Source organism: Gordonia shandongensis DSM 45094 (assembly GCF_000423025.1).
Classification (GTDB): Bacteria; Actinomycetota; Actinomycetes; order Mycobacteriales; family Mycobacteriaceae; genus Gordonia; species Gordonia shandongensis.
In genome coordinates, this window is record NZ_AUHE01000011.1 from 98,863 (window position 1) to 123,494 (window position 24,632).

Genomic DNA, 24,632 nt, shown 5'->3' on the forward strand with positions numbered 1-24,632 from the left:
ATCGGGGCGAGCGGATCTGTCGGTACCCGCGTCTACTGTGGAGGTATGGCATTTCCTGCGGAGAAACCGGTCATCGCGCAGTCCGAGTTCCGCCCGATCGGCGAGATCCAGCGCACCGACAAACCCTTCGAGGTGGTCAGCGAATACGAGCCGGCGGGCGACCAGCCCACGGCGATCGCCGAGTTGGAGCGACGCCTGGTCGCGGGCGAACGCGATGTGGTGCTCCTGGGGGCGACCGGCACGGGTAAATCGGCGACCACCGCCTGGCTCATCGAACGCGTCCAGCGTCCGACACTGGTCATGGCGCCGAACAAGACCCTCGCAGCGCAGTTGGCGAACGAGCTGCGGGAGATGCTGCCGAACAACGCCGTCGAATACTTCGTCTCGTATTACGACTACTACCAACCTGAGGCGTACATCGCGCAGACGGACACGTACATCGAGAAGGACAGCTCCATCAACGACGACGTGGAGCGGCTGCGGCACGCCGCGACGTCGAACCTGCTCTCCCGACGGGACGTGGTGGTGGTGGCGTCCGTGTCGTGCATCTACGGCCTGGGCACCCCGCAGTCGTACCTCGACCGGTCGGTGGAGATGTCGGTCGGGGACACGATCGACCGCGACGCGCTGCTCCGCCTCCTCGTCGACGTCCAGTACACCCGCAACGACACCGCATTCACCCGCGGCAGCTTCCGTGTGCGCGGTGACACCGTCGAGATCATCCCCTCCTACGAGGAACTGGCGGTTCGGATCGAGTTCTTCGGCGACGAGGTGGAGGCGCTCTACTACCTGCATCCGCTCACCGGCGACGTCGTCCGGCAGGTCGAGAACCTGCGGATCTTCCCGGCGACCCACTACGTGGCGGGGCCCGAACGCATGGCCGCGGCGATGGAGGGCATCGAAGCCGAACTCGCCGAACGCCTCACCGACCTGGAGGCGAAGGGGAAACTGCTCGAAGCCCAGCGGTTGCGCATGCGAACCACATACGACCTCGAGATGATGCGACAGGTCGGCTTCTGCTCCGGCATCGAGAACTATTCGCGGCACATCGACGGGCGGGGACCGGGGTCGGCGCCCGCAACGCTGCTCGACTACTTCCCGGACGACTTCCTGCTGGTGATCGACGAGTCGCACGTGACGGTCCCGCAGATCGGGGCGATGTACGAGGGCGACATGTCGCGCAAACGCAATCTCGTCGACTACGGGTTCCGCCTCCCGTCCGCCGTCGACAACCGCCCCCTCACGTGGGACGAGTTCGAGGGCCGCGTCGGACAGACCGTCTACCTGTCGGCGACGCCGGGAGACTACGAGCTCGGGCAGGCCGGGGGCGAGGTGGTCGAACAGGTCATCCGGCCGACCGGACTCCTCGATCCGAAGGTCGTCGTCAAGCCGACCAAGGGACAGATCGACGATCTGGTGCACGAGATCAGGGAACGCACCGAGAAGGACGAGCGGGTCCTGGTGACGACGCTGACCAAGAAGATGGCAGAGGACCTCACCGACTATCTGCTGGAACTCGGCATCCGGGTCCGCTATCTGCACTCGGAGGTCGACACGCTGCGACGAGTCGAACTGCTGCGGCAGCTCCGGACGGGCGACTACGACGTCCTGGTCGGCATCAACCTTCTCCGCGAGGGACTCGACCTCCCCGAAGTGTCGCTGGTGGCGATCCTCGACGCCGACAAAGAGGGATTCCTCCGCAGCACGCGGTCACTGATCCAGACGATCGGGCGTGCGGCGCGCAACGTCGACGGCGAAGTCCACATGTACGCCGACAAGATCACCGAGGCGATGGAGAGCGCCATCGACGAGACCGATCGTCGGCGGGCCAAACAGATCGAGTACAACGCCCGAATGGGCGTCGACCCGCAGCCCCTGCGTAAGAAGATCGCCGACATTCTCGACCAGGTGTACGCCGAAGCCGAAGACGCCGTCGACGTCGGCGGATCCGGACGCAACGCGAGCCGCGGCCGACGCGCACAGGGTGAGGTCTCGACCGCCGCATCGGCGGGCGTCATCGAGAAGCGGGACACATCGTCGATGCCGAGGGCCGAACTGGCGGATCTGGTGCAGCAGCTCACCGATCAGATGATGAATGCGGCCCGGGACCTGCAGTTCGAATTGGCCGGCCGACTGCGCGACGAGATCGCCGACCTGAAGAAGGAACTGCGTGGAATGGACGCCGCTGGGATCAAGTGACCCAGAGCAGGAGACATTCGGGGTATCTTCATGACGAGGAATCGCGCTCCCGGGAGTCGGGTGCGCTGCTCACTTCACGTTTGGAGGGACCTAGAAGCATGAGCGCTTACACCACGGTCGTGGTCGGTACAGACGGCTCGGAGTCGTCGATGAAGGCCGTCGAACGCGCCGGCGCCATCGCGGGCGATGCGACGCTCGTGATCGCCTGCGCCTACTTCCCGAATGACGGCAAGGCGGCCAGCGCGGCCACCGATACGCTCCGCGACGAGGCCTACCAGGTCATGGGGTCGTCTCCCACGGAGGAGATCCTCCGGACCGCGAAAGAGCGGGCCGTCGGTGCCGGCGCTGCGAAGGTCGTCCAGCGAGCGGTGCAGGGCGCGCCGGTCGACGCGCTCCTCCAGCTGGTCGTCGACACCCAGGCCGACCTCCTCGTGGTCGGCAACAAGGGACTCAACTCGATCGCCGGGCGCCTGCTCGGATCGGTGCCGGCAGACGTCGCGCGCAAGGCCGCATGTGACGTGCTGATCGTCCACACCACCTAGAAACGCGGAGTCCCACCGCCGGTCCTCCCGCCAGTCGGTTGCGAGGGCCGGCGGTCAGCCGTGCGCGGGCATGTCGGCGAGATCCGGTGGCAACGCCCGGCCGTGGACGACGATGAGCCGCTGGGTGGCACGCGTGAGCGCGACGTACAGGTCGTTGTACCCCCGCGGTGACTCGGCGATGAGATCGGCCGGCTCCAGCAGGATCACCGTGTCGAACTCCAGCCCCTTGGCCGCGGTGATCGCGTGAACGCTCACATCGACAGCCGACGCCGACGCCGCCCGCAGCGCCGCGGCAGCCCCCTCGTCGGACCCGATGATCGTCGTCAACCCGGGTTCGCGGATCTGCGTCGCGATGCGGACCGCCGTCGACGCGGCATCACCGTCGTCGGCGACCGGAACCGCGTACGGCTCGATCCCGTTCGACCGCAGCGACTCCGGAGGCGTCTGTCCCGGGTCGATCCAATCGAGCACACGGTTCGCGTACCGGGTGATCTCCGACGGGGTCCGATAGTTGACCGTCAACTCGTGCAACCGCCACCGGTCGGCCACATACGGGGAGAAGACCGCCTCCCACGAATCCGTTCCGGCGGCGTCCCCGGTCTGCGCGGTATCACCGATCACGGTCATCCACCGGTTCGGAATCCGCCGCATCACCATGCGCCACGCCATCGGCGACAGCTCCTGGGCCTCGTCGACGATCACGTGACCGAAAGTCCACGTCCGATCCCCGTAGGCGCGTTCGGACGTGGTTCGGCGGTCCACGTGCTCCTGACGTTCGGCGAGCTGCTCGGCATCGATGAGGTCGTACGCCATGAGGATCTCCGGATCCAGATCGTCCTCGAGGTCCTGCGGCGCCGAGCCGGTGAGGATGTCGAGCGCATCCTGGGCGTCGGCGAGCCGCTGCCGCCACCGGCTGCGCGTCAGCCGGTCGGCCTCGTCGGTGCGGTAACCGATCAGTTCGGCGAGCTCGTCGAGCAGCGGAACATCTGCGGGGGAGACGTCGGCGTCGTCGGCCAGCGGACGCGCTTCGCGGAACAGCGCCGCCCGCTCGTCATCGGTCCATCCGCGGGTCGCCCTGCGGAGGAATGCGGGGTCCGCGAACAGATCGCGCAGCAGTCCCTGCGGCGTGAGCTGTGGCCAGAACCGTCCGAGCACCTCGGTGACACCGGGATCGGCCTCCAGCTCGACGCGGATGTCCTCGAGATCGGCGGGCGTCAACAGTTGACCGCCGTCGAGCGGGTCCGCCCCGACCCGGTGAGCGTGAACCGCGGCGAGCTCGTCGAGCGCCGCACGGAGAAATGCGCGGCGAGCGAGGTTGTGGGCCCGCCGCGTCGACCGGGCATGCGCGCGGGCGGTCTTCACGATCTCGGGGGCGATGGGCAGGTCGTAGCCGTCGAACGTGATCGACAACCCGCGTGGGGGCAGCGATTGACGCGCCCGGACCGCGGCACGCAGAACGGACTGCATCCTCGGGTCCCCCTTGAGGGCCACGGCGGCGCGCGAATCCCGACCGCGAGCGCGGACATCGGGGAACAGGTCGCCGATCGTCGAGAGCAGCACCCCCGTCTCACCCAGCGACGGAAGCACCTGGCCGATGTAGTTCAGGAAGTCGGTGTTGGGACCGATGATGAGGACTCCACTGCGGGCGAGCAGGTCACGGTACGTGTAGAGGAGATACGCCGCGCGGTGCAGGGCGACAGCGGTCTTCCCGGTCCCCGGTCCGCCCTGCACCACGGTGACCCCGCGGTGCGGGGATCGGATGATCTGGTCCTGTTCGCGCTGGATGGTGTCGACGATGTCGGTCATCTCGCCGGTCCGGGCGGCGTTGAGGGCGTCGACCAACGCCGATTCGTTCACCACATTCGCCGTCGTGTCGTCGGCATCGTCGATGCGGCCGGAGCGGAGATACTCATCCGACACTCCGCGAACACGCCGGGACCGAGTGCGGACATGCCGACGGCGCTCGACGCCCTCGGGGGAGGCCGGCGTCGCGAGATAGAACGGGCGTGCCAGCGGTGCACGCCAGTCGAGCAGCAGTGTCGTGTCGGCGGCGTCGTCGTCGAGAATGCCGATTCGCCCGATGCGGCGGGGCTCGTCCTCACCGTCGATGTCGAGGCGGCCGAAGTACAGATTGTGTTCGGCCGCATCGATCTTCACGAGTTCCTCGCTGTACAGCCGTTCGTACGACTCTCGCTCGGAGAGGGCCTGAGGTGTCCCGGCCGATTCGCGCAGGGTCTCGTCGAGTCGGCGACGGGTGGTGGCCCGCATGCGGTCGAGTCGCCCGTAGACGGTGTCGAGGTGTGTCTGCTCCTCACCGGTCCGCGGATCGGTACCGGGGGAGTCGTCGCTCTTCGGCGTTGGCGCTGTCACAGTCGCTCCATGGTACCGGCGTTCAATCCCCGGGGCTCGTCACAAGACCGGGGTCCGCGCCGTGATCGGCGCAGACCCCGGTGTGACGTTCCGAGCCGGAAGTCGTCCGGCCCCGTGAATGTCAGCTCAGCGATCGGCGAGGGCTCGTCGCCAGCGGCGGGTCCGCACAGCGGTCTCCTCACCGGCGCGTTCGGCCAGATCCCGCGCGCGATCGGCGACCTCCGGAGCCCGGTCGACCACCTGGTCGGCGAATGTGCCGGCACGGTCGCGCACGGTGTCGATGACCTCCGGCGCGCGGTCGGCGACCTGGTCGGCGACGTCCTGGGCCCGATCCGCTGCCGTACCGGCCCACTGTGAGGTTCGCTCGGCCACGTCGTCCCACGCGGACTGGCGCTGTGCACCGGACGGGAGGGCGTCGACCACCGAGGTACGCGCGCTCTCGAGTCGGCGACGGCCACGCCAACCGAGGGAGGGGCGGCCCTCGGTGTCGGCCGAGGCGATCAGCGCACCACCGAGCAGTCCGAGGTTCTTGACGAACTCCGACCGCTTCGCGCTCTTGAGCGCGGGATCGGTCTCGTTCCAGAAGTCACTTGCGAACACCGTGGTCGGAACCAGAGTGCCGGCGAGGACGGCTGACGAGAGTCGAGGAGCCTTGCCCGCGGCCAGGGCGACGCCGGCCGCCACCTGGACGGCGCCGGCGGCACGGATGACGGTCTCGGACTCCGCCGGGACGGAATCGAGCAGGGGCTCCGCCACCCGGGCGGGGCCTGCGGGCGCACGGAGGGCGTCGACCCCGGACGCGACGAACGCGGTCCCCAGGAGCGGACGGGCGATGGTGCGGAGCAGCATGGATTTCGGCCTTTCATCTCGGAGAACGAAAGACGAGGCGCTCACCCCCGAGAGCATCGCGAACCGCTGACCGCGGGAGCGAACACGCCGTCACGATCCACGCTACCGGCAACGTCCGGCGGGGACGCCGAATGTCACCAGCCCCTCTTCCGCCACTCGTCGAGATGAGGTCGTTCGACACCGATCCGGGTGTCCTTGCCGTGCCCGGGATAGACGATGGTCTCGTCGCCGTACCGGTCGAAGAGTTTGCCGGTCACTCCGTCGAGCAGGGTCTCGAAGTCACCGGGCTGCCATGTCTTGCCGACTCCGCCGGGGAACAGGGTGTCGCCGGTGAACAGGTGGGTCCGTCCGGACTCCTCGGTGAGGACGAGGGTGATCGATCCCGGAGTGTGACCGGGGATCCCGATGACGTCGAGCGTCAGATCGCCGACGTCGACGGTGTCGCCGTCGGTCAGGACGCGGTCGGGGTCGAGCGGGAGCTCATCGGCGTCGGCCTCGCCGACGGCCGTCGGCACTCGCAGGACGCGGTGCACCTCCTCAAGAGCCTGCCAGTGGTCGAAGTGGCCGTGCGTGGTGACGATCTGGCGGACGTTCCCGGGGAGGATGTCGAGCAGCGCCAGGATGGTCTGCGGATCGTTGGCCGCATCGATCAGGAGAGCATCACCCGTCGCAGTGTCGGTGATCACGTACACGTTGTTGTCCATCGGGCCGACCGAGATCTTGACGATGGTCGCGTTGTCGAGGACTCGACGCTGGGCGCGCGCTCCGTGATGGTCTGGATCGGGGGTGACGTCGCCGGTGTAATCGTCTGTGAGGGTGACCTGTGTACTCATGCCTTCAGGCTAGCCACGTCGAGGAGACGGCTCGCCGGCATTGATGTAAGCGGATCCTGGACGGCAGGGGGTCTGGGACGGCAGGGGGTCTTTGACAGCAGGGGGTCTTGGACAGCAGGGGGTCTTGGATGGCAGCGGGGCCGTTTTGTCGGAGGCTCTTGTTAGTGTCGTGTCACAGCTTCAATAGCAGCGATGAGCTGCAGGAACACGCTAGGGGGTGAGGGTCGTGACGACGATCATCGCCACGCCGACCTCACCCGACCTGGACGCCCTGCTGCCCGATGATCCGATCGCCCTGGCCGCCGTCGCGAATGCGGTCGCCGTGAAACTCGCCGCACTACCGCTGGCCGCATCCACCGAGGGCGAGCTACTGACGGCCGCCGAGTCGTTGGAGCAGGCGCGACGCCGGTTCGACGCCGCCGACGCGGCCGTGCTGGTGGAGATCTCCGACCGAGGCGCCTACCGCACAGCCGGCTACCTGTCGTTGCACTCCTATCTGTCCGGTGGTCTGCGGGTCGGTGACGGCGCGGCGAGGCGTCGCCGGGTCGCCGCCGCGGCGATCGGACGATTCACCAGCATGCAAGGTCAAACCCTGTCTCCGCGGTGCCCCGCGACGGCCGATGCGGTTGCTGACGGGGCGATCGGGGTCGATCACGTCCTGGAAATCGATGCCGTCTTGACCCGCATCCCGGCCGCGGTCGACGAGACCACCCGCGAGGGTGCCGAAGCCCAGCTGGCGGCCGTGGCCCGCACGTTGACTCCCGCCGGGGTCCGCACCGCCGGTGTGCGTCTGCTGGCGCATTTGGATCCTGATGGGCAGCTCACCGACGACCGCGACCGCCGCCGCCTGCGCGGTCTGGCGTTGATGCCCCAAGACCGACAGCTGATGAGCACCCTGCGCACCCGGCTCACCCCGGGGTTGCGGGCCGACCTCGAGATCATGCTCCAGTCCTGGGCCGCCCCGGGTATGAACAACCCCGATGATCCCGCCTCCCCGACCGGAGCCGTCGAATCGGCCGACCCGGCCGTGGTGGCTGCGGCGGCCGAGCGCGATGACCGCACCCCGATGCAACGCAACCACGACGCCCTGCACGCCCTCCTGATCCTCGCCCGCTCCCACAGTGCCGCCCCGGCGTCGGGGTCGTTGCGCTCCGAACTCGTCGTCACCATCACCGACGCGGAACTGGCCGCCCACGCCGGCATCGCGTTGACCGCCACCGGAACACGAGTACCGATCAGCGAACTGGTGCGCCTGGCCGCCGAAGCGACCCCACACCTGGCGGTCTTCGCCCACACCACCGGCGAACCCCTCTACCTCGGACGCGGGCGCCGCCTGGCCTCCCGCGCCCAACGGTTGATGCTCTTCGCGCGGGACCGCGGCTGCACCGCCCCCCGGCTGCCCGGCACCCTTCGCCCGCACCGAAGCCCACCATTTTCCGGACTGGCAAGACGGCGGCCCCACCGACATCGACCACCTCGGGGCGGCCTGCGGCAGCCACAACCGCACCGTCGGCACCGCACCCGGCCAATGGGAAACCCGCATCGCGGCCACCGGCCCCCACACCGGACGCGTCCACTGGCGACCGGCAACCGGGAGCCCCCACCGGTGGCAGCTCAACACCATCCACCACGCAGAACTGCTCCCGGTGCCGAATGCCCACCCACCGCCGAGATCATGATTGTCGGAGGTCCCGCGTACTGTTGCAGCCGGGTAAATCTGTGATGAGAACGTGAGGAAATTCCTGTGGTAGATCGCCTGATCGTCCGCGGTGCGCGCGAGCACAATCTGCGTGGAGTCGACGTGGACCTGCCCCGCGATTCGCTGATCGTGTTCACGGGATTGTCGGGGTCGGGGAAGTCATCGCTCGCTTTCGACACGATCTTCGCCGAAGGGCAGCGACGATACGTGGAGTCCCTGTCGGCGTACGCTCGTCAGTTCCTCGGACAGATGGACAAACCCGACGTCGACTTCATCGAAGGTCTGTCGCCCGCGGTGTCGATCGACCAGAAGTCGACCAACCGGAACCCTCGATCGACCGTCGGCACCATCACGGAGGTCTACGACTACCTACGGCTGCTGTACGCGCGAGCCGGCACCGCCCACTGTCCGGTGTGCGGCGAACGGATCGCGCGGCAGACCCCGCAGCAGATCGTCGACCAGGTGCTCGCGATGGACGAAGGCGTGCGGTTCCAAGTGCTGGCGCCCGTCGTCCGCAGCCGGAAGGGCGAGTTCGTCGACCTGTTCGCGGATCTTCAGACGCAGGGATTCGCGCGCGCCATGGTCGACGGCCGCATTCACCAGCTGTCCGACCCGCCGAAGCTCAAGAAGCAGGAGAAGCACGACATCGATGTGGTCATCGACCGCCTCGTCGTGAAGCCCTCCGCGAAACAGAGGCTGACCGACTCGGTGGAGACCGCGCTGCGCCTGGCCGACGGGATCGTGGTCCTCGATTTCGTCGACGTCCCGGAGGACGATCCCGACCGCCAGCGCAGGTACTCCGAGCGGATGGCGTGTCCCAACTCGCATCCGATCGCGATCGACGATCTGGAACCCCGGGCCTTCTCGTTCAACTCGCCGTTCGGCGCATGCCCCGACTGCGACGGACTCGGTGTCCGCAAGGAGATCGACGAGACCCTGGTCGTGCCCGATCCAGAGGTGACGCTGCGCGACGGCGCGATCGCCCCCTGGTCGACGGGTCACAACGCCGACTACTTCCTGCGGCTGATCGAAGGGCTCGGCGATCAGATGGGATTCGACGTCGACACCCCGTGGAGCGACCTTCCGCGAGCGGCGAGAACAGCCCTGCTCAACGGGTCCGACCATCAGGTCCACGTTCGATTCCGCAACCGGTACGGACGAACGCGCTCGTACTACACGGAGTTCGAGGGAGTCATGGCGTTCCTCAGCCGGCGCGCCGAGACCACGGAGTCCGAGCAGATGAAGGACCGGTACGAGGGGTACATGCGCGACGTCCCGTGTCCGGCGTGCAGCGGCGCACGCCTGCGGCCTGAGATCCTCGCCGTCACCCTCGATCACCCGGTTCACGGTCCCAAGTCGATCGCCGATGTGACATCGCTGTCGGTCGCCGAGTGCGCCGAGTACCTCGACGGGCTGGAGCTGGGAGAGCGCGAGGCGGCCATCGCCGGACGGGTTCTCAAAGAGGTTCAGGCGAGGATCCGATTCCTGTTGGACGTCGGCCTGGAATATCTGTCGCTCGCCCGTGCCGCAGGCTCCCTCTCCGGCGGTGAAGCCCAGCGGATCCGGCTCGCGACCCAGATCGGCGCGGGACTGGCGGGCGTCCTGTACGTGCTGGACGAGCCGTCGATCGGCCTGCACCAACGCGACAACCGTCGACTCATCGACACCCTCGTCCGGCTCCGCGACCTGGGGAACACCCTGATCGTCGTGGAGCACGACGAGGACACGATCCGCTCGGCCGACTGGATCGTCGACATCGGTCCGCGCGCCGGCGAACAGGGCGGCCGCGTCGTCCACAGCGGCAGCTACACGGACCTGCTCCGTAACAAGGAGTCCATCACCGGCGCGTACCTGGCGGGTCGCGAGGTCCTCCCCGTCCCCGAACAGCGGCGCACGGTCGACCGGAAGCGAAGCGTCACGGTGGTAGGCGCGCGTGAGAACAACCTCCGCGGCATCGACGTGACCTTCCCGCTCGGCGTGTTGACGGCGGTGACCGGCGTGTCCGGTTCGGGTAAGTCGACGCTCGTCAACGACATCCTCGCGACCGTCTTGGCGAACAAGCTCAACGGGGCGCGTCAGGTGCCGGGCCACCACACCCGGATCAGAGGTCTGGAGCACCTCGACAAGCTCGTGCAGGTCGACCAGTCGCCGATCGGGCGGACTCCGCGCTCCAACCCGGCGACGTACACCGGGGTGTTCGACAAGATCCGCACCCTGTTCGCCGCGACCACCGAGGCCAAAGTGCGCGGATACCAGCCCGGTCGATTCTCGTTCAACGTCAAGGGCGGCCGGTGCGAAGCATGCATGGGCGAAGGCACCATCAAGATCGAGATGAACTTCCTGCCCGATGTGTACGTACCGTGCGAGGTCTGCCACGGCGCCCGCTACAACCGCGAGACGCTCGAGGTCCGCTACAAGGGGAAGACGATCGCCGAGGTCCTCGACATGCCGATCGACGAGGCGGCCGAGTTCTTCGAACCGGTGACCTCGATCCATCGCTACCTGCGAACCCTCGTCGACGTGGGGCTCGGATACGTTCGGCTCGGACAACCCGCACCGACCCTGTCGGGCGGTGAGGCCCAACGCGTCAAACTCTCGGCCGAACTGCAGAAGCGATCGACCGGGCGGACCGTGTACATCCTCGACGAGCCGACCACCGGACTGCACTTCGAGGACATCCGGAAACTGCTCATGGTGATCGGCGGTCTCGTCGACAAGGGCAACACGGTCATCGTGATCGAACACAACCTCGACGTCATCAAGACCGCCGACTGGATCATCGACATGGGTCCGGAAGGCGGCAGTGGCGGCGGCACCGTCGTCGCCGAAGGCACCCCCGAGGACGTCGCCACGGTCACGGGCAGCCACACCGGGGCGTTCATCGCGGAGATGCTTCCGAAGTGACGTCGGCGGCGGACGCCCGCCTCCTCGGCCGACTGCGCCGAGCGGGCTGCGTCTTCGCCGAGGACGAATTGGCCGAACTGCGGCGGTGGGCGTCCGACGCCGCGGAGTTGACCGCGTGGGTGGATCGCCGCGTCCGCGGCGAACCGGTGGAACATCTCGTCGGTCACGTGCGGTTCGGGGATCTCGATCTCGCCGTGGGAGCGCAGACGTTCGTACCGCGACAGCGATCCCTGCTCCTGGCGAAGACCGTGTCGCGGCTCATCGGCCACCGGCGGCGCCCGGTGGTCGTCGAACCGTTCTGCGGTGTGGGCCCGATCGCGGCGCACGTCGCCGCGACCCATCGGGAATCGACGGTGTTCGCCACCGACGTCGATCCCGAAGCGGTGCGCCTGGCGTCGAGGAACGTGGGAATCGGCCGGGTGCGGTGCGGTCCCGGGCTGTCATGCCTCCCGGCGGAGCTCCGCGGGAGGATCGATGTGATCGCCGCGGTACCGCCGTACGTTCCCGAGTCCGCAGCCGACCTGCTGCCGCACGAGGCGCGGGATCACGAACCGGCGGCCGCGCTCTTCGGTGGCGGGGCGGACGGTCTCGACCACGTCCGGTCACTGCTCGCCGAAGCCCCCGACTGGTTGACCGACGGCGGGACCGTCGCCGTGGAGCTGAACATCGGGCAGTTGGCCGCCGCCCGGACCGCCGCTCGCGCCGAGGGGCTGTCGCCCGTCTGTGTCGTCGACGAGGTCAGTGTCGTCGATGAGGTCGGGGACGTGGTCACCGATGGTGACGGCCAGACGGCGCTGCTCGTCGCCGAACTCTCCCAGCGGACACCGGTGTGACGAGCGCAGGCGTCAGGGAACGGGTGCCTCGAGGATGTTCGGCATCGCCCCAGATCAGCCGGTGACCGGGCCGGTGGACTTCTCTCCGGGGCCGGCGCCCGGCTCGTCGGGGAACGCCGACGCCTCGCGGAACGCGAGCTGCAGGGCCTTGAGCCCGTCGAGGATCGGCTTGCGGTGCAGACCGAGGTCGGGTGAGGCCGCCATCACGAGACCGGCGAGCGCATTGATCAGCGACCGAGCCTCCGCGAGATCGCGGTACTCCTCGTCGCCGCCGGCCTCCGGGCCGATCTTCTCCGCGGCCGCGCTCATGAGCATGACGATCGAGCGGGTGACCACCTCGACGGCCGGGATCGTGGCGAGTTCTCGGACGTCGTCGCCTCCCGACGATGCGACGTGGACGTTCTCATCGGACGGGGCGCCGGTCGGCGAATAGGAGTTATCGTTCACGCCTGTTAGACTTTCACATCGATGACCGCCTCGGCACACGCCGGGGTAGCAAGAGGAACTTCGAGTCCCACCGTACGACACCGCCTCCGGCGCGTGGTTGTCCGGTTCCGGTCACACCGTCGCGAGTCGGCGGGGCGCCGGCGAGAGATCGCCGAGAGTGTGCCCGCACGCGACGGTTGTTCGGTCTCGATCCTCCTCGCGCTGCCAGCACAGCTGGCCGGCCATTCGGAACACATTGATCGAGGAGGCCACATCAGCACTGAAACCCGCATCAACGAGCGCATCCGCGTCCCCGAAGTCCGGCTCGTCGGGCCCGGTGGAGAGCAGGTGGGCATTGTGCGTGTTGAAGATGCGCTTCGCCTGGCTTACGAAGCCGACTTGGACCTGGTGGAGGTGGCGCCTGACGCCCGTCCGCCGGTGTGCAAGATCATGGACTACGGCAAGTTCAAGTACGAGGCGGCGCAGAAGAAGCGCGAGTCCCGCCGTAACCAGCAGATGACCGTCATCAAGGAGCAGAAGCTCCGCCCGAAGATCGACGACCACGATTACGAGACCAAGAAGGGTCACGTCGTCCGGTTCCTCGAGGCGGGTTCGAAGGTGAAGGTCACGATCATGTTCCGCGGTCGTGAGCAGTCCCGCCCCGAGCTGGGATTCCGTCTGCTGCAGCGCCTGGGGGACGACGTCGCCGAGTACGGCTTCGTCGAGACCTCGGCCAAGCAGGACGGCCGCAACATGACGATGGTCCTCGCTCCGCACAAGGGAGCCAAGACCAGGGCCAAGGCCCAGCAGCCCTCGCAGGGCTCCTGAACCGACCCCCGTTAGCAGCAGTGGACGGTGACACCGCCCGGATCGGATCCGGGTGGGGTCGCTGTTCGCCAGAACGAAGGAAAATCATGCCGAAGAGCAAGACCCACAAGGGCACCGCGAAGCGTTTCAAGGTGACCGGCAGCGGGAAGATCCTCCGCCAGAAGGCCAACCGCCGCCACCTGATGGAGCACAAGTCGTCGCGCCGCACGCGTCGCCTCGACGGTGTGACCGTCGTGAGCGAGAACGACGCTCCGCGCATCAAGCGCCTGCTGAACCGCTGATCTCCCGCACCGATTTCGAGAAGGACTAAGACTCATGGCACGTGTGAAAAGGGCTGTCAACGCCCAGAAGAAGCGCCGCTCCATCCTGGAGGCTTCGAAGGGCTACCGCGGGCAGCGTTCGCGCCTCTACCGCAAGGCCAAGGAGCAGCAGCTCCACTCGATGACCTACTCCTACCGGGACCGTCGCGCACGCAAGGGCGACTTCCGGAAGCTGTGGATCACCCGCATCAACGCCGCGGCGCGTGCGAACGACATCACGTACAACCGCTTCATCCAGGGCCTCAAGCTCGCGGGTGTGGAGGTCGATCGCAAGGTGCTCGCCGATCTCGCGGTGACCGATCCGGCCGCGTTCACCGGCCTGGTCGAGGTCGCTCGGAAGGCGCTGCCGACGGACGTCAACGCTCCGGCGGCCTGACCTGCGCGATCGGGTAACAGTGACTGACTCACGACCCGCGACGGACGTTCTCACAGAACGGTCGTCGCGGGTCGTTGCTGTGGCGAAGCTGCACCGTGCCGCGGTTCGTCGCGACGAGAAGCAGTTCCTCGCCGAAGGCGCCAACGCCGTCGATGCGGCGCTGGCCACCGGTCGTGCCCGCAGGCTGCTGGTTCGGGACGGCGACTCCGATCGCCACGGAGCTCTGCTCGGGCGCGCCGAGGAGGCTGGGATCCCGGTCCTCCGCGTGACGGCGCGGGCGGCCGACAAACTGTCCGAGACGACGACGCCGCCGGGAGTCTTCGCGGTGTGCGACCTGCTGACGGTCCGACTCGCCGATGTGCTGGCGGCGCGGCCGCGACTGCTCGTCGTCGCGGTGGAGCCGCGCGAACCTGGGAATGTGGGAACCCTGATCCGGTGTGCCGACGCGATGGGGGCCGACGCGGTGATCCTGCTCGGCGACTCGGTGGATCCGCACAACGGCAAGGCGGTACGGGCGAGCGCCGGCAGCGTCTTTCACATCCCCGTGGTCCGGTCGGCGGAGGTCGCCTCCGGCCTCGACCTGATCGGCGAGGCGGGGATCTCGACACTGGCGACGACGATGGACGGTGAGGTCGGCCTCGACGATGCGGACGACGTGCTCGGTGAGCCGCATGCCTGGCTGTTCGGCAATGAGGCGCACGGGCTGCCCGGCGACGTGGTGCGCGACGCCGTGCGGCGGATCCGCATCCCCCTGCGGGGGCGGGCGGAGAGCTTGAATCTCGCTGCGGCCAGTGCCATCTGCCTGTATGCGAGCGCCCGGGTACAGGCGACACGGGACGGGCGGCCGGGGTGAGCGCCCATCTGCTGTTCAGTTACGGCACCCTGCGGGACCCGGCGGTACAGCGGGGCGTCTTCGGTCGCAGCGTGCCGACCGTCGCCGATTCGCTTCCCGGGTTCCGAGTCGATGAGCTGACGATCACCGATCCGGCGGTGATCGCGTTGAGCGGGACCGACACCCATCTGGTGCTCCGGCCGGATCCGCGTGCCGATCCGGTGCCGGGGGTGCGCCTCGAGGTCGACGACGCGGGATTGTCGGCCGCTGACGATTACGAGGTGGACGATTATCGACGGGTCCGCGTCACGTTGACGTCGGGACTGCGGGCGTGGGTGTATCTCGCAGCCGAACCCACCGACTAGGCCAGGCATGGCTTACCTTACTTAGGGGTTATCATTCTTTCGGCGGTGCCGCAGCGGCCCCCGGGAGGTGAGGAGACCCCGTGACGACGATCCACCGAGCAGTGCATCCCGCACGGCTGCGTGCGGCCGACCTGACGGTGGGATACGACGGGTTCACCGTGCTCGACGGGCTCGACCTGGACGTGCTGACGGGGCGGGTGACCACCATCGTCGGTCCCAACGGGTGCGGCAAGTCGACGTTGCTGAAAGCGCTCGCCCGACTGCTTCGTCCGACCGGCGGGACCGTGCTGCTCGACGGTGCGGACATCGCATCGCGCAAACCCAAGGACGTGGCACGGACGCTCGGGCTGCTGCCGCAGGCGCCGACGGCTCCCGACGGTCTCACCGTGGCCGACCTCGTCGCCCGCGGACGTCATCCGCATCAGAGCTGGTATCGGCAGTTCTCGGGCGCCGACGACGAGGCGGTGAGGTCGGCGATGGACCTGACCGCGACCCGCGATCTGGCCGATCGGCCCGTCGACTCGCTCTCCGGCGGTCAACGGCAGCGGGTCTGGATCGCGATGACCCTCGCCCAGGAGACCGACCTGATCCTGCTCGACGAGCCGACGACCTATCTCGATCTGGCGCACGCGGTCGACGTGCTCGACCTCGTCGACGACCTGAGCCGCGAGCACGGGAAGACCGTGGTCATGGTCCTCCACGATCTCAACCTCGCCGCACGCTACAGCGATTCGATGGTCGTCATGGCCGCCGGCGGGATCGTCGCCGAAGGGGCGCCGGCCGACATCATGACGCCCGACCTGCTGAGCGAGGCGTTCGGACTGTCGGCGACGGTGGTCGACGATCCCGTCGGAGGCGCCCCGATGGTGGTGCCGATCGGTCGGTGCCGCCGGCGGTGACCGTCAGATCTTCACCTTCAACGGCGTCGTCTGCTTCGTTTCGTCGGCGGCGGGATTGCCGATCTCGCCTTGGCTCGACGAGCCCCAGCAGTAGATCTCCTGATCGTCGCCGACCTGGGCGCAGGTGGTGCTCGACCCCGTGGTCACAACGCGAACGTCGGAGAGGTCGGACACCCGGGTCGGGTCCTTCACCGCGTCGTCCGAAGTGGTGCCGTTCCCGATCTGCCCGAACCGATTATTGCCCCAGCAGGAGAGCTCGCCGTCGCTGATCGCGCAGGTGGTGCCGACGTTGATCGCGACGAGGTCGGCATTCGTGACGCCGGAGACCGCGACCGGAACGGTCCGTGAGCTCTGGCTGTTGCCGGGCTCGGCGCCCCAGCAGTACACGGTGCCGTCGGCCGTCGCACAGGCGCTCACGTACAGGGTGTCGGAGGAGAGCACGAGTCCCAGGGACACCGATGTCACCGACGACAGGTTCTTGACCTTGGTGGGCTTGTTGCGCTGGGCCTTCGTGCCGTCTCCGATCTGACCGGACCCGTTCGATCCCCAGCAGAACAGTTCGCCGTCGCCGGTGATCGCGCAGAAGTTGGCGCCGCCCGATTCGAGGGTGCGGACGTCCTGGAGGTCGAGCTTCGCCGGCGACGTGACCTGCCTCTCGGTGGTTCCGGTGCCGATCTGCCCGTTGCCGCCCGAACCCCAGCAGTAGACCTCCCGGTCGACGGTGAGTGCACAGGTCGACGCGTTGTCGGTGGCGATCCCGGTGACCTTCGGCAGTCCCGGCACCTTGATCGGCTTCGGCTGCGTCGAGGTGGTGCCGTCGCCGATCTGCCCGTAGTGATTGGCGCCCCAGCAGTAGGCGTCGCCGTCGGCGACGGCGCAGGTTGTGCTCTGGTAGTTCCGTTCGGTGTCGCGGTAGCCGCCGACCGACACCGCCGTGACGTCGTTGAGCCCCGGCACGGTCATCGGAGTGTTCCGCGATTCGGTGGTCCCGTCGCCGAGCTGACTGCTCTGGTTGGCGCCCCAGCAATGCAGGGTGCCGTCGTTGACGGCGCACGTGGTGCTGAACGCTGTGGCCACCTGCATGTTGGGGTGGGTGTCGAGGACGGGTTCGGCATCACCGCGCGGCCACCACAGCGGCGACGTCCCGGCGACCGCCACGATGGCGACGACGGCGGCGGCCAGCGCGATCCACAGGCCCTTCCGGCTCTTCTTCGCCGGCGGCGGACCACCCGGTGCGCCCCACGCCGTCTGCGGCGGGCCGAATCCGGGAGGCGGCGGCGTGCCGAATCCCGGCTGGCTCGTGAAACCCGGCTGGCTCGTGAAACCCGGCTGGCTCGTGAATCCGGGTTGGCTCGTGGAGCCCGGGGCAGGGGTGCCGGTCGGCGGGCCGAATCCCGGCGCCGGCGTCGGTGCGGGTGTGTGGCCGGCCATCATCGGCGGAGGGGTCGGCGCCACAGCGGTCGCGGTGCCGGCCTGGGTCGAGGAGAATGCGCGGCGCAGCTCCTCGGCGAACGTCGTGCAGTCGGGGAATCGCTCCGCCGGATTCTTGGCCATCGCGCGTGCCAGTACCGGACCGAGAGGCGCCAGGTCGGGCCGGACCTGGCCGAGGACGGGCGGCGGTGCCTGGATGTGCGCCATCATCAGGGCGGTGGTCGACGGCGCCTGGAAGGGTGCCGTCCCGGCGAACAGCTGGTAGGCGGTGCATGCCAGTGAGTACTGATCCGAAGCCGGCGAGGCCGTCTGTCCGTTGATGATCTCCGGGGCCGTGTACGCGGCCGTTCCGACGACCGAGTTGACGGCGGTGAGCTGGGGTGAGTCCGCCAGCTTCGCGATGCCGAAGTCGAGCATGACGGCCCGGTCGAAATCGCCCCTGTCGTTCCGAGTGGCGACGATGTTCGCGGGTTTGATGTCGCGGTGCACCACGCCGCGGGCGTGGGCGTAGTCGAGGCCGGAGGCCACCTGGGCGATGGCGGCGACCGCATCCCCCGGTGTCAGCGTCGTCGACGACAGGTCGGGGCCCTGGACGTACGACATCGTGAACCAGGGGAGTTCGCCGTCGACTCCGTAGCCGTGCACGGTGATGATGCTTGGGTGGTCGAGCGATGCCGCCGTGCGGGCCTCGTTGGCGAAGCGCTGATGGAAGTCGTCGTTGGAGGCGCCCCCGACGGAGATGACCTTCATGGCCTCGCGTCGTTGAAGCTGCTCGTTCTCGACGACGTACACGTCGCCCATCCCGCCGGAGCCGAGCACCGACACGACGCGGTAACCGGCGATCCGACTTCCAGGTTCAACTGGCATGGCGTGAAACTCCTCCCGAGGCCGGCGGACGGATTGCGGCCGACTGTCGCGGGGATGACGTTATCGCAGGGAATGCGCATTTCGTGGGATCGGGGTCGGCTCCGCGAACGACCCCGGGCATCGGACGAACCGGTCGATCGGGCCTGACCGAGGCGCATGCCCACTGGTCGATTAACCTGGACAGCGTTGTTGCACACCCCCGACTCATGAGGAGACGCGAGCCCGGTGGCCGACGAGAAGACCGTCAACGAGTTCCCCACCAGCGCGCAGCTGGACGACGCCGTGGCCGCCGCGGTGTCCGCCTTCGACGCGGCCGCGGACCTGGAGGGTCTCGCCGCCGCCAAGACGGCGCACATCGGCGACCGCTCCGTCATCGCGCTGGCGCGCCGCGCGCTCGGCAGTCTGCCGGGGCCGGATCGGGCCGCCGCCGGAAAGGCCGTCAACGAGGTCCGCGGTCGGGTGCAGGCCGCGTTCGACGCCCGCTCCGAGACGCTGACGGCCGAACGCGACGCCGCAGTGCTGGTGGCCGAGGCGATCGACGTGACCCTTCCGTCCGCTCGGCGGAGTCGCGGTGCCCGGCATCCGATCACCGTGATCGCCGACGAGGTCGCCGACGTCTTCGTCGGGATGGGGTGGGAGATCGCCGAGGGTCCCGAGGTCGAGACCGAGCACCACAACTTCGACGCGCTGAACTTCCTCCCGGACCATCCGGCCCGATCGATGCAGGACACCTTCTATGTGGCGCCCCCGGAGTCCCGGCTGGTCCTGCGGACCCACACGTCGCCGGTCCAGGTCCGCTCGATGCTCGATCGCGAGGTGCCGATCTACGTCGCGTGCCCGGGACGGACGTTCCGGACCGACGAACTCGATGCGACCCACACTCCGGTGTTCCATCAGATCGAAGGCCTCGCGGTCGACCGCGGCCTGACGCTCGCCAACCTCCGCGGCACCCTCGAGGTGTTCGCGAAGGCGCTCTTCGGCCCCGACACGACCACGCGGATGCGGCCGAGCTACTTCCCGTTCACCGAGCCGTCCGCCGAAGTGGACGTCTGGTTCCCGGGCAAGAAGGGCGGTCCCGGCTGGGTCGAATGGGGCGGGTGCGGCATGGTCGACCCGAACGTCCTCCGGTCGAGCGGCATCGACCCCGACGTCTACACGGGCTTCGCGTTCGGGATGGGGCTCGAACGGACGCTGCAGTTCCGCAACGACCTGCCCGACATGCGCGACATGGTCGAGGGCGACGTGCGGTTCACCCTCCCGTTCGGTCCGGGCCTGTAGCCGCCGCCCGACGACCACGCTCGAAGAATCCCGCCTCACGAAAGTAGTTGGTGAACAAGTGCGCCTCCCACAGTCCTGGTTGACCGAAGTCCTGCGTGCCGGAACCCCGGAGTGGACGGCGTCGACCGCGGAGATCGACGCGGGCTTCGTCCGTGTCGGATTCGAGATCGAAGACGTCGAGCCCTTTCCGGAGACGACGGGCCCGCTGGTGATCGGTCGCGTCGACGAGATCGAGGAACTGACCGAGTTCAAGAAGCCGATCCGGTTCTGTCGGGTGGCGGTGGGCGAGGATCAGCCGCGCGGGATCGTGTGCGGTGCGCGGAACTTCGTCGAGGGCGATCTCGTGGTCGTCGCGCTGCCCGGAACGGTGCTGCCCGGCGACTTCGAGATCGCGGCACGCACGACATACGGGCGCACGTCCGACGGGATGATCTGCTCGGTCACCGAACTCGGGATCGGTTCGGACCACTCCGGGATCCTGGTGCTCGCACCGGGTACCGCCGAGCCCGGCGCCGACGCCCGCGACGTCCTCGGACTGGCCGACACGGCGATCGAGGTCAACGTGACCCCCGACCGCGGCTATGCGTTCTCGATGCGCGGTCTGGGGCGTGAACTGGCCAGCGCCTTCGCCGTGCCCTTCGTCGACCCCGTCGAGGAGGCCGAGCCCCTCGCGGCGGACGTCGACGGCGATCCGTGGCCGGTCGCGGTCGACGCCGACAGCGACGGCACCCGGTACACCGCGCGGGTCATCGGCGGGGTCGACGCGACGGCGAGATCGCCGTGGTGGATGGCCAAGCGGCTGATGGTCGCGGGCATCCGTCCGATCTCGGCGATCGTCGACGTCACCAACTACGTGATGATCGAACTCGGACAGCCCCTGCACGCCTTCGACGCCGCCACCGTGACGGGCACGGTCCACGTGCGCGAGGCCCGGCCGGGCGAGACGCTGGAGACCCTCGACGGTGTGGTGCGGACCCTCGACCCCCAGGACGTGGTGATCGCCGACGACTCCGGTCCCATCGCACTCGCCGGCGTGATGGGCGGCGCCGCCACCGAGGTCACCGACCAGACCACGGAGGTCCTCCTCGAAGCGGCGACCTTCGACCCGGTGCGGGTGTTCCGGACGGGTAAGAGGCACAAGCTGAGCTCCGAGGCCGCCAAACGGTTCGAACGGGTCGTCGACCCGGAGATCACCGCCGTGGCCTCGGATCGTGCCGCCGCGCTGATCGCACAGATCACCGGCGGTGCGGTCGCCGGACCGCTGTCGGAGGCCCGCGTGGCCGTTCCCGGTCCCGCGACCATCGAGATCGACGCCGGGCTCCCGGACGCGACGGCCGGTGTGACATACCCGGCGGGGACCACCGCCGCCCGGCTCCGCGAGGTCGGCGCCACGGTCGAGGACGGGACGCCGCTGCGCGTCACGCCGCCGTCCTGGCGGCCGGATCTGCGGCAGCGCGCAGACCTCGTGGAGGAGGTCCTCCGGCTCGAAGGTCTGGAGGACATTCCCGCGGTCGTGCCCCGTGCTCCCGGTGGGGCCGGGTTGACCGGCGTGCAGCGTCGGCGCCGGGCGATCGGAGTCACGCTGGCGACCGACGGCTACGTCGAGGTCCTTCCGTATCCGTTCCTTCCCGCAGGTGTCTTCGACGTCTGGGGTCTGCCGGACGACGACCCGCGCCGGCGGACGGTGTCGGTCGTCAACCCGCTCGAATCGGACCGACCGGAGCTCAACACCACCCTGCTGCCGGGGCTGATGGAGATGGCCTCGCGCAACATCGCCCGTGGTCGCCGCGACCTCGCGCTCTACGCGATCGGCCAGGTGGTTCTGGGCGGCACCCAGGGTGCGGCGGTCGAGGCGATCGACGTGACCCGGCGGCCGACGCCGGAGGAGCAGTCCGCCCTGGACGCGTCGCTGCCGGATCAGCCGGTCCACGTCGGGGTGCTCCTGAGCGGTCTGCGAGAGCCGGCCGGACCGTGGGGCGGCGGCCGGGCCGCCGACGCCGTCGACGCCTTCGAGGCGGCGCGTCAGATCGGCAGGACGTCGGGGGTCGAACTGGAACTGGTCGCCGACGACCGTCTGCCGTGGCATCCCGGGCGGTGTGCACGGCTCGTCTGCACGGACGACGCCGGTGCGGAGACGGTGGTCGGCCATGCCGGTGAACTGCACCCCGCGATCCTCGAGCGCGCGGGGCTGCCGCCGCGGATCTGCGCGGTCGAGATCGACCTCGACGCCCTTCCGGTTCGTCGGAACCTGCCGTCGCCGCGTGTCTCGCCGTTTCCGGCCGTCCTTCAGGACGTGAACGTGGTGGTCGGCGCCGAGGTGCCCGCGGAGGATGTCCGCCGGGCACTCGAGGAGGGCGCCGGCGATCTGTTGGAGTCGATCGCCCTGTTCGACGTGTTCGCCGGTGAGCAGGTCGGGGACGGGCACAAGTCGTTGACGTTCGCCCTCACGTTCCGTGCGCCGGACCGCACCCTCACCGAAGAGGAGGCCAACGCGGTCAAGATGACGGCGGTGGCGCACGCGGGTGATGTGGTGGGGGCTCGACTGCGGTGATTCGCCTCCTGCTGACGGGGCTGCTCGCGCTGCTCGTCACCGTCTGGCTGTATCGACGGCTGGTTCGGCTGCCCGGGGTCCGCGGTCGCTGGGCCGTCGCCGCGGGAACGGTTCTCGCTCTCCTCGGTGTGAGCACCGTGGGAGCGTTCCTCGTCGGCGGTCCGCTCGACCCGGCGTGGGCCCGGCCGATCGGGTTCGTGGGATTCACGTGGGCTGCGGTCGTCTACTACCTGCTTCTGGGCACGGTCGTCATCGCGATCGGCAGGGGAGCGGTCCGCGGGATCGCGCGTCTGCGTCGCCGTTCACCGGTGGGGCCCGCGTGTGCGCGGGCCACGACGATCGCGACGGCGGCGGTGGTTCTCGCCTCCCTGGCGACGGCGGGGTACGGCCTGGTGGAGGCGGCGCACCCGCGGATCGTCGAGGAATCCGTCGCGATCGGCAATCTGCCGCCCGAATTCGACGGCGCCCGGATCGCGCTGGTGACCGATGTGCACGCCGGCCCGGCGCGCGGGGAGTCGTTCGTCGCGTCCGTGGTCGACGAGGTGAACGCCCAGCGACCCGATGCGGTGGTGCTCGGCGGGGACCTCACCGACGGGTCCGTGGCTCATGTCGGTGACGACCTGCGGCCGATGGCGGAGCTGTCGGCGCCACTCGGCGTGTTCGCGGTCAGCGGCAACCACGAGTACTACGTCGACGACGGCGGGTCGTGGCTCGACTTCTGGGAGACCCTCGGCGTGCGGTCGTTGCGCAACGAGCGGGTCGAGCTGCGCCGGGGCGACGGGGTGATCGATCTGGCCGGCGTGCACGATCGGACCGCGCCGGAGCCCTATCGGCCCGACTACGCGCGTGCGCTGGCGGGACGGGATCGTGACAGGCCGGTGATCTTGGCCGCGCATCAGCCGAAGCAGGCCGAGGACGCCGCCGAGTACGGCGTGGATCTGCAACTGTCGGGCCATACGCATGACGGGCAGATGTGGCCGAACACCTACCTGGTGGCGCTGCAGCAGCCGGTGCGGGCGGGGTGGGGTCGGGTCGACGATGTCGCGGTCTATGTGACGCGGGGCGCCGGGGCCTGGGGCCCGCCGGTGCGGGTGTTGGCGCCGCCGGAGATCACCGTCATCACTCTGCGGTCGGATCGGGCGCACCCCTCGAATTGATTTGCACGATAGTGCATAATGATGACATGGCAATAAAGGTGGCGGTCGCTGGAGCCAGCGGCTATGCGGGAGGCGAGATCCTCCGACTCCTCTGCGGGCATCCCCGATTGGCGTCGGGCGACATCGAGATCGGGGCGTTGACGGCGGGCGGCAATGCGGGCAGTCGACTCGGTGAGCATCACCGGAATCTGTTCCCACTGGCGGACCGGGTGCTGCAGGAGACGTCGCCCGAGGTGCTCGCCGGGCACGACGTCGTGTTCCTGGGGCTCCCGCACGGTCAGTCGGCAGCGATCGCCGACGCCCTGCCGCCGAGCACCCTGATCATCGACTGCGGAGCAGACTTCCGTCTGCAGGACCCCGGTGAGTGGACGTCGTACTACGGCGGCGAACACGCAGGCACCTGGCCGTACGGAATGCCCGAACTCTTCGGCAACCGGGAGGCGCTCGCCGGAGCGACGCGCATCGCGGTGCCCGGATGCTATCCGACCGTCTCCATCCTCACGCTGTTGCCCGCGGTGGCCGCCGGTCTCGTGGAGACCGCCGTGACGATCGTGGCGATGTCGGGGGCCTCCGGTGCGGGACGCTCGCCGAAGGCGAACCTGCTGGCCGCCGAGGTGATGGGCTCGACCCGCGCCTACGGCGTCGGGGGGACCCATCGGCACACCCCGGAGATCATCCAAGCGCTCTCGGGCGCCGCCGCCGCACCCGTCTCGGTCTCCTTCACCCCGGTGCTGGTCCCGATGCCGCGAGGCATCCTCGCCACCTGCACCGCACGGACCAGCGCATCCGTCGAACGCCTCCGCGAGGTCTACGAGGAGGCCTACCGCGACGAGACGTTCGTCCAGCTGCTGCCGCGGGGCGAGTTCCCCGAGACCAGTTCGGTCGTGGGCAGCAACACCGTGGCGATCGGTCTGACGGTGGATGAACGGGCGGGGACGCTCGTCGCCGTGGGCGCCGTCGACAACCTGACCAAGGGGACCGGAGGCGCCGCCGTGCAGTCGATGAACCTGGCGCTCGGCTGGGGTGAGGCCGAAGGCCTTCCGATCGTGGGGACCGCCCCGTGACCGGCGACG

The 24,632-nt window shown here is 68.9% G+C and carries 20 protein-coding genes; 15 read left to right on the forward strand and 5 right to left on the reverse strand.

Features of this window, described 5'->3' with window-relative positions; translation table 11 throughout:
• Window positions 1–45: 45 nt before the first annotated feature.
• Both uvrB and G528_RS0110925 read left to right on the forward strand, forming a co-directional pair.
• A complete protein-coding gene (gene uvrB / locus G528_RS0110920; RefSeq protein WP_026919001.1) occupies window positions 46–2,199 on the forward strand; it encodes an excinuclease ABC subunit UvrB in 2,154 nt (717 codons plus the stop codon).
• Between the two features lie 98 nt (window positions 2,200–2,297).
• Window positions 2,298–2,741, forward strand: coding sequence for a universal stress protein (locus G528_RS0110925; protein ID WP_026919002.1), 444 nt, complete (start codon window positions 2,298–2,300; stop codon window positions 2,739–2,741).
• 54 nt (window positions 2,742–2,795) lie between these two features.
• Here the strand turns inward: G528_RS0110925 and G528_RS0110930 are convergent, their stop codons facing one another.
• The 3 genes from G528_RS0110930 to G528_RS0110940 form a co-directional block, all read right to left on the reverse strand.
• Window positions 2,796–5,111 (reverse strand): HelD family protein, encoded by a 2,316-nt coding sequence (locus G528_RS0110930; protein ID WP_026919003.1) that lies wholly within the window; start codon window positions 5,109–5,111, stop codon window positions 2,796–2,798.
• A gap of 126 nt (window positions 5,112–5,237) precedes the next feature.
• Complete coding sequence (locus G528_RS17225) at window positions 5,238–5,960, reverse strand: DoxX family membrane protein (protein WP_035719732.1); 723 nt, start codon at window positions 5,958–5,960, stop codon at window positions 5,238–5,240.
• 134 nt (window positions 5,961–6,094) lie between these two features.
• Entirely contained in the window at window positions 6,095–6,793 is a 699-nt protein-coding gene (locus G528_RS0110940) for an MBL fold metallo-hydrolase (RefSeq protein ID WP_026919004.1), read from the reverse strand.
• A 226-nt stretch (window positions 6,794–7,019) separates the two neighbouring features.
• Here G528_RS0110940 and G528_RS17230 point away from each other — a divergent pair, with 226 nt between their 5' ends.
• The 3 genes from G528_RS17230 to G528_RS17235 are packed head-to-tail and all read left to right on the forward strand — an operon-like array spanning window position 7,020 to window position 12,229.
• Window positions 7,020–8,516: a DUF222 domain-containing protein gene (locus G528_RS17230; RefSeq protein WP_342663117.1), complete on the forward strand. Its 1,497-nt coding sequence runs from the start codon at window positions 7,020–7,022 to the stop codon at window positions 8,514–8,516.
• A gap of 21 nt (window positions 8,517–8,537) precedes the next feature.
• Window positions 8,538–11,396 carry an excinuclease ABC subunit UvrA gene (gene uvrA, locus G528_RS0110950; protein WP_026919005.1) on the forward strand — a complete coding sequence of 953 codons (2,859 nt, stop codon included), beginning with the start codon at window positions 8,538–8,540 and terminating at the stop codon, window positions 11,394–11,396.
• On the forward strand, window positions 11,393–12,229 hold the full coding sequence (locus G528_RS17235; RefSeq protein WP_035719733.1) for a N5-glutamine methyltransferase family protein: 837 nt from the start codon (window positions 11,393–11,395) through the stop codon (window positions 12,227–12,229). Before uvrA ends, G528_RS17235 begins: the two co-directional genes overlap by 4 nt.
• Before the next feature lie 54 nt (window positions 12,230–12,283).
• On the opposite strand, the gene G528_RS0110965 is transcribed toward G528_RS17235, so the two are convergent.
• The gene (locus tag G528_RS0110965; protein ID WP_026919006.1) at window positions 12,284–12,676 is read right to left on the reverse strand and encodes a DUF1844 domain-containing protein; all 393 of its coding nucleotides are present in this window, start codon (window positions 12,674–12,676) and stop codon (window positions 12,284–12,286) included.
• A gap of 213 nt (window positions 12,677–12,889) precedes the next feature.
• Between G528_RS0110965 and infC the strand changes: the two genes are divergently transcribed.
• From infC to G528_RS0110995, 6 genes are all read left to right on the forward strand, one after another.
• Window positions 12,890–13,483, forward strand: coding sequence for a translation initiation factor IF-3 (infC, locus tag G528_RS0110970; protein ID WP_245569747.1), 594 nt, complete (start codon window positions 12,890–12,892; stop codon window positions 13,481–13,483).
• Between the two features lie 86 nt (window positions 13,484–13,569).
• On the forward strand, window positions 13,570–13,764 hold the full coding sequence (gene rpmI / locus G528_RS0110975; protein ID WP_026919008.1) for a 50S ribosomal protein L35: 195 nt from the start codon (window positions 13,570–13,572) through the stop codon (window positions 13,762–13,764).
• 34 nt (window positions 13,765–13,798) lie between these two features.
• A complete protein-coding gene (gene rplT / locus G528_RS0110980) occupies window positions 13,799–14,179 on the forward strand; it encodes a 50S ribosomal protein L20 (protein WP_026919009.1) in 381 nt (126 codons plus the stop codon).
• 79 nt (window positions 14,180–14,258) lie between these two features.
• Window positions 14,259–15,032 carry a TrmH family RNA methyltransferase gene (locus G528_RS0110985; RefSeq protein WP_084638156.1) on the forward strand — a complete coding sequence of 258 codons (774 nt, stop codon included), beginning with the start codon at window positions 14,259–14,261 and terminating at the stop codon, window positions 15,030–15,032.
• Window positions 15,029–15,376: a gamma-glutamylcyclotransferase family protein gene (locus tag G528_RS0110990; RefSeq protein ID WP_026919011.1), complete on the forward strand. Its 348-nt coding sequence runs from the start codon at window positions 15,029–15,031 to the stop codon at window positions 15,374–15,376. Before G528_RS0110985 ends, G528_RS0110990 begins: the two co-directional genes overlap by 4 nt.
• Window positions 15,377–15,456: 80 nt before the next feature.
• The gene (locus tag G528_RS0110995) at window positions 15,457–16,275 is read left to right on the forward strand and encodes an ABC transporter ATP-binding protein (RefSeq protein WP_026919012.1); all 819 of its coding nucleotides are present in this window, start codon (window positions 15,457–15,459) and stop codon (window positions 16,273–16,275) included.
• A gap of 3 nt (window positions 16,276–16,278) precedes the next feature.
• Here the strand turns inward: G528_RS0110995 and G528_RS0111000 are convergent, their stop codons facing one another.
• Complete coding sequence (locus G528_RS0111000) at window positions 16,279–18,573, reverse strand: RCC1 domain-containing protein (protein WP_026919013.1); 2,295 nt, start codon at window positions 18,571–18,573, stop codon at window positions 16,279–16,281.
• A 225-nt stretch (window positions 18,574–18,798) separates the two neighbouring features.
• Between G528_RS0111000 and pheS the strand changes: the two genes are divergently transcribed.
• Genes pheS through argC form a run of 4 tightly spaced genes read left to right on the forward strand, consistent with a single transcriptional unit; the run spans window position 18,799 to window position 24,623 of the window.
• Entirely contained in the window at window positions 18,799–19,851 is a 1,053-nt protein-coding gene (gene pheS / locus G528_RS0111005) for a phenylalanine--tRNA ligase subunit alpha (protein WP_026919014.1), read from the forward strand.
• A gap of 58 nt (window positions 19,852–19,909) precedes the next feature.
• Window positions 19,910–22,402 carry a phenylalanine--tRNA ligase subunit beta gene (gene pheT / locus G528_RS0111010; RefSeq protein ID WP_026919015.1) on the forward strand — a complete coding sequence of 831 codons (2,493 nt, stop codon included), beginning with the start codon at window positions 19,910–19,912 and terminating at the stop codon, window positions 22,400–22,402.
• A complete protein-coding gene (locus tag G528_RS0111015; RefSeq protein ID WP_026919016.1) occupies window positions 22,399–23,559 on the forward strand; it encodes a metallophosphoesterase in 1,161 nt (386 codons plus the stop codon). Before pheT ends, G528_RS0111015 begins: the two co-directional genes overlap by 4 nt.
• Before the next feature lie 26 nt (window positions 23,560–23,585).
• Window positions 23,586–24,623 (forward strand): N-acetyl-gamma-glutamyl-phosphate reductase, encoded by a 1,038-nt coding sequence (gene argC / locus G528_RS0111020; RefSeq protein WP_211220629.1) that lies wholly within the window; start codon window positions 23,586–23,588, stop codon window positions 24,621–24,623.
• The last annotated feature ends 9 nt before the right edge of the window (window positions 24,624–24,632 follow it).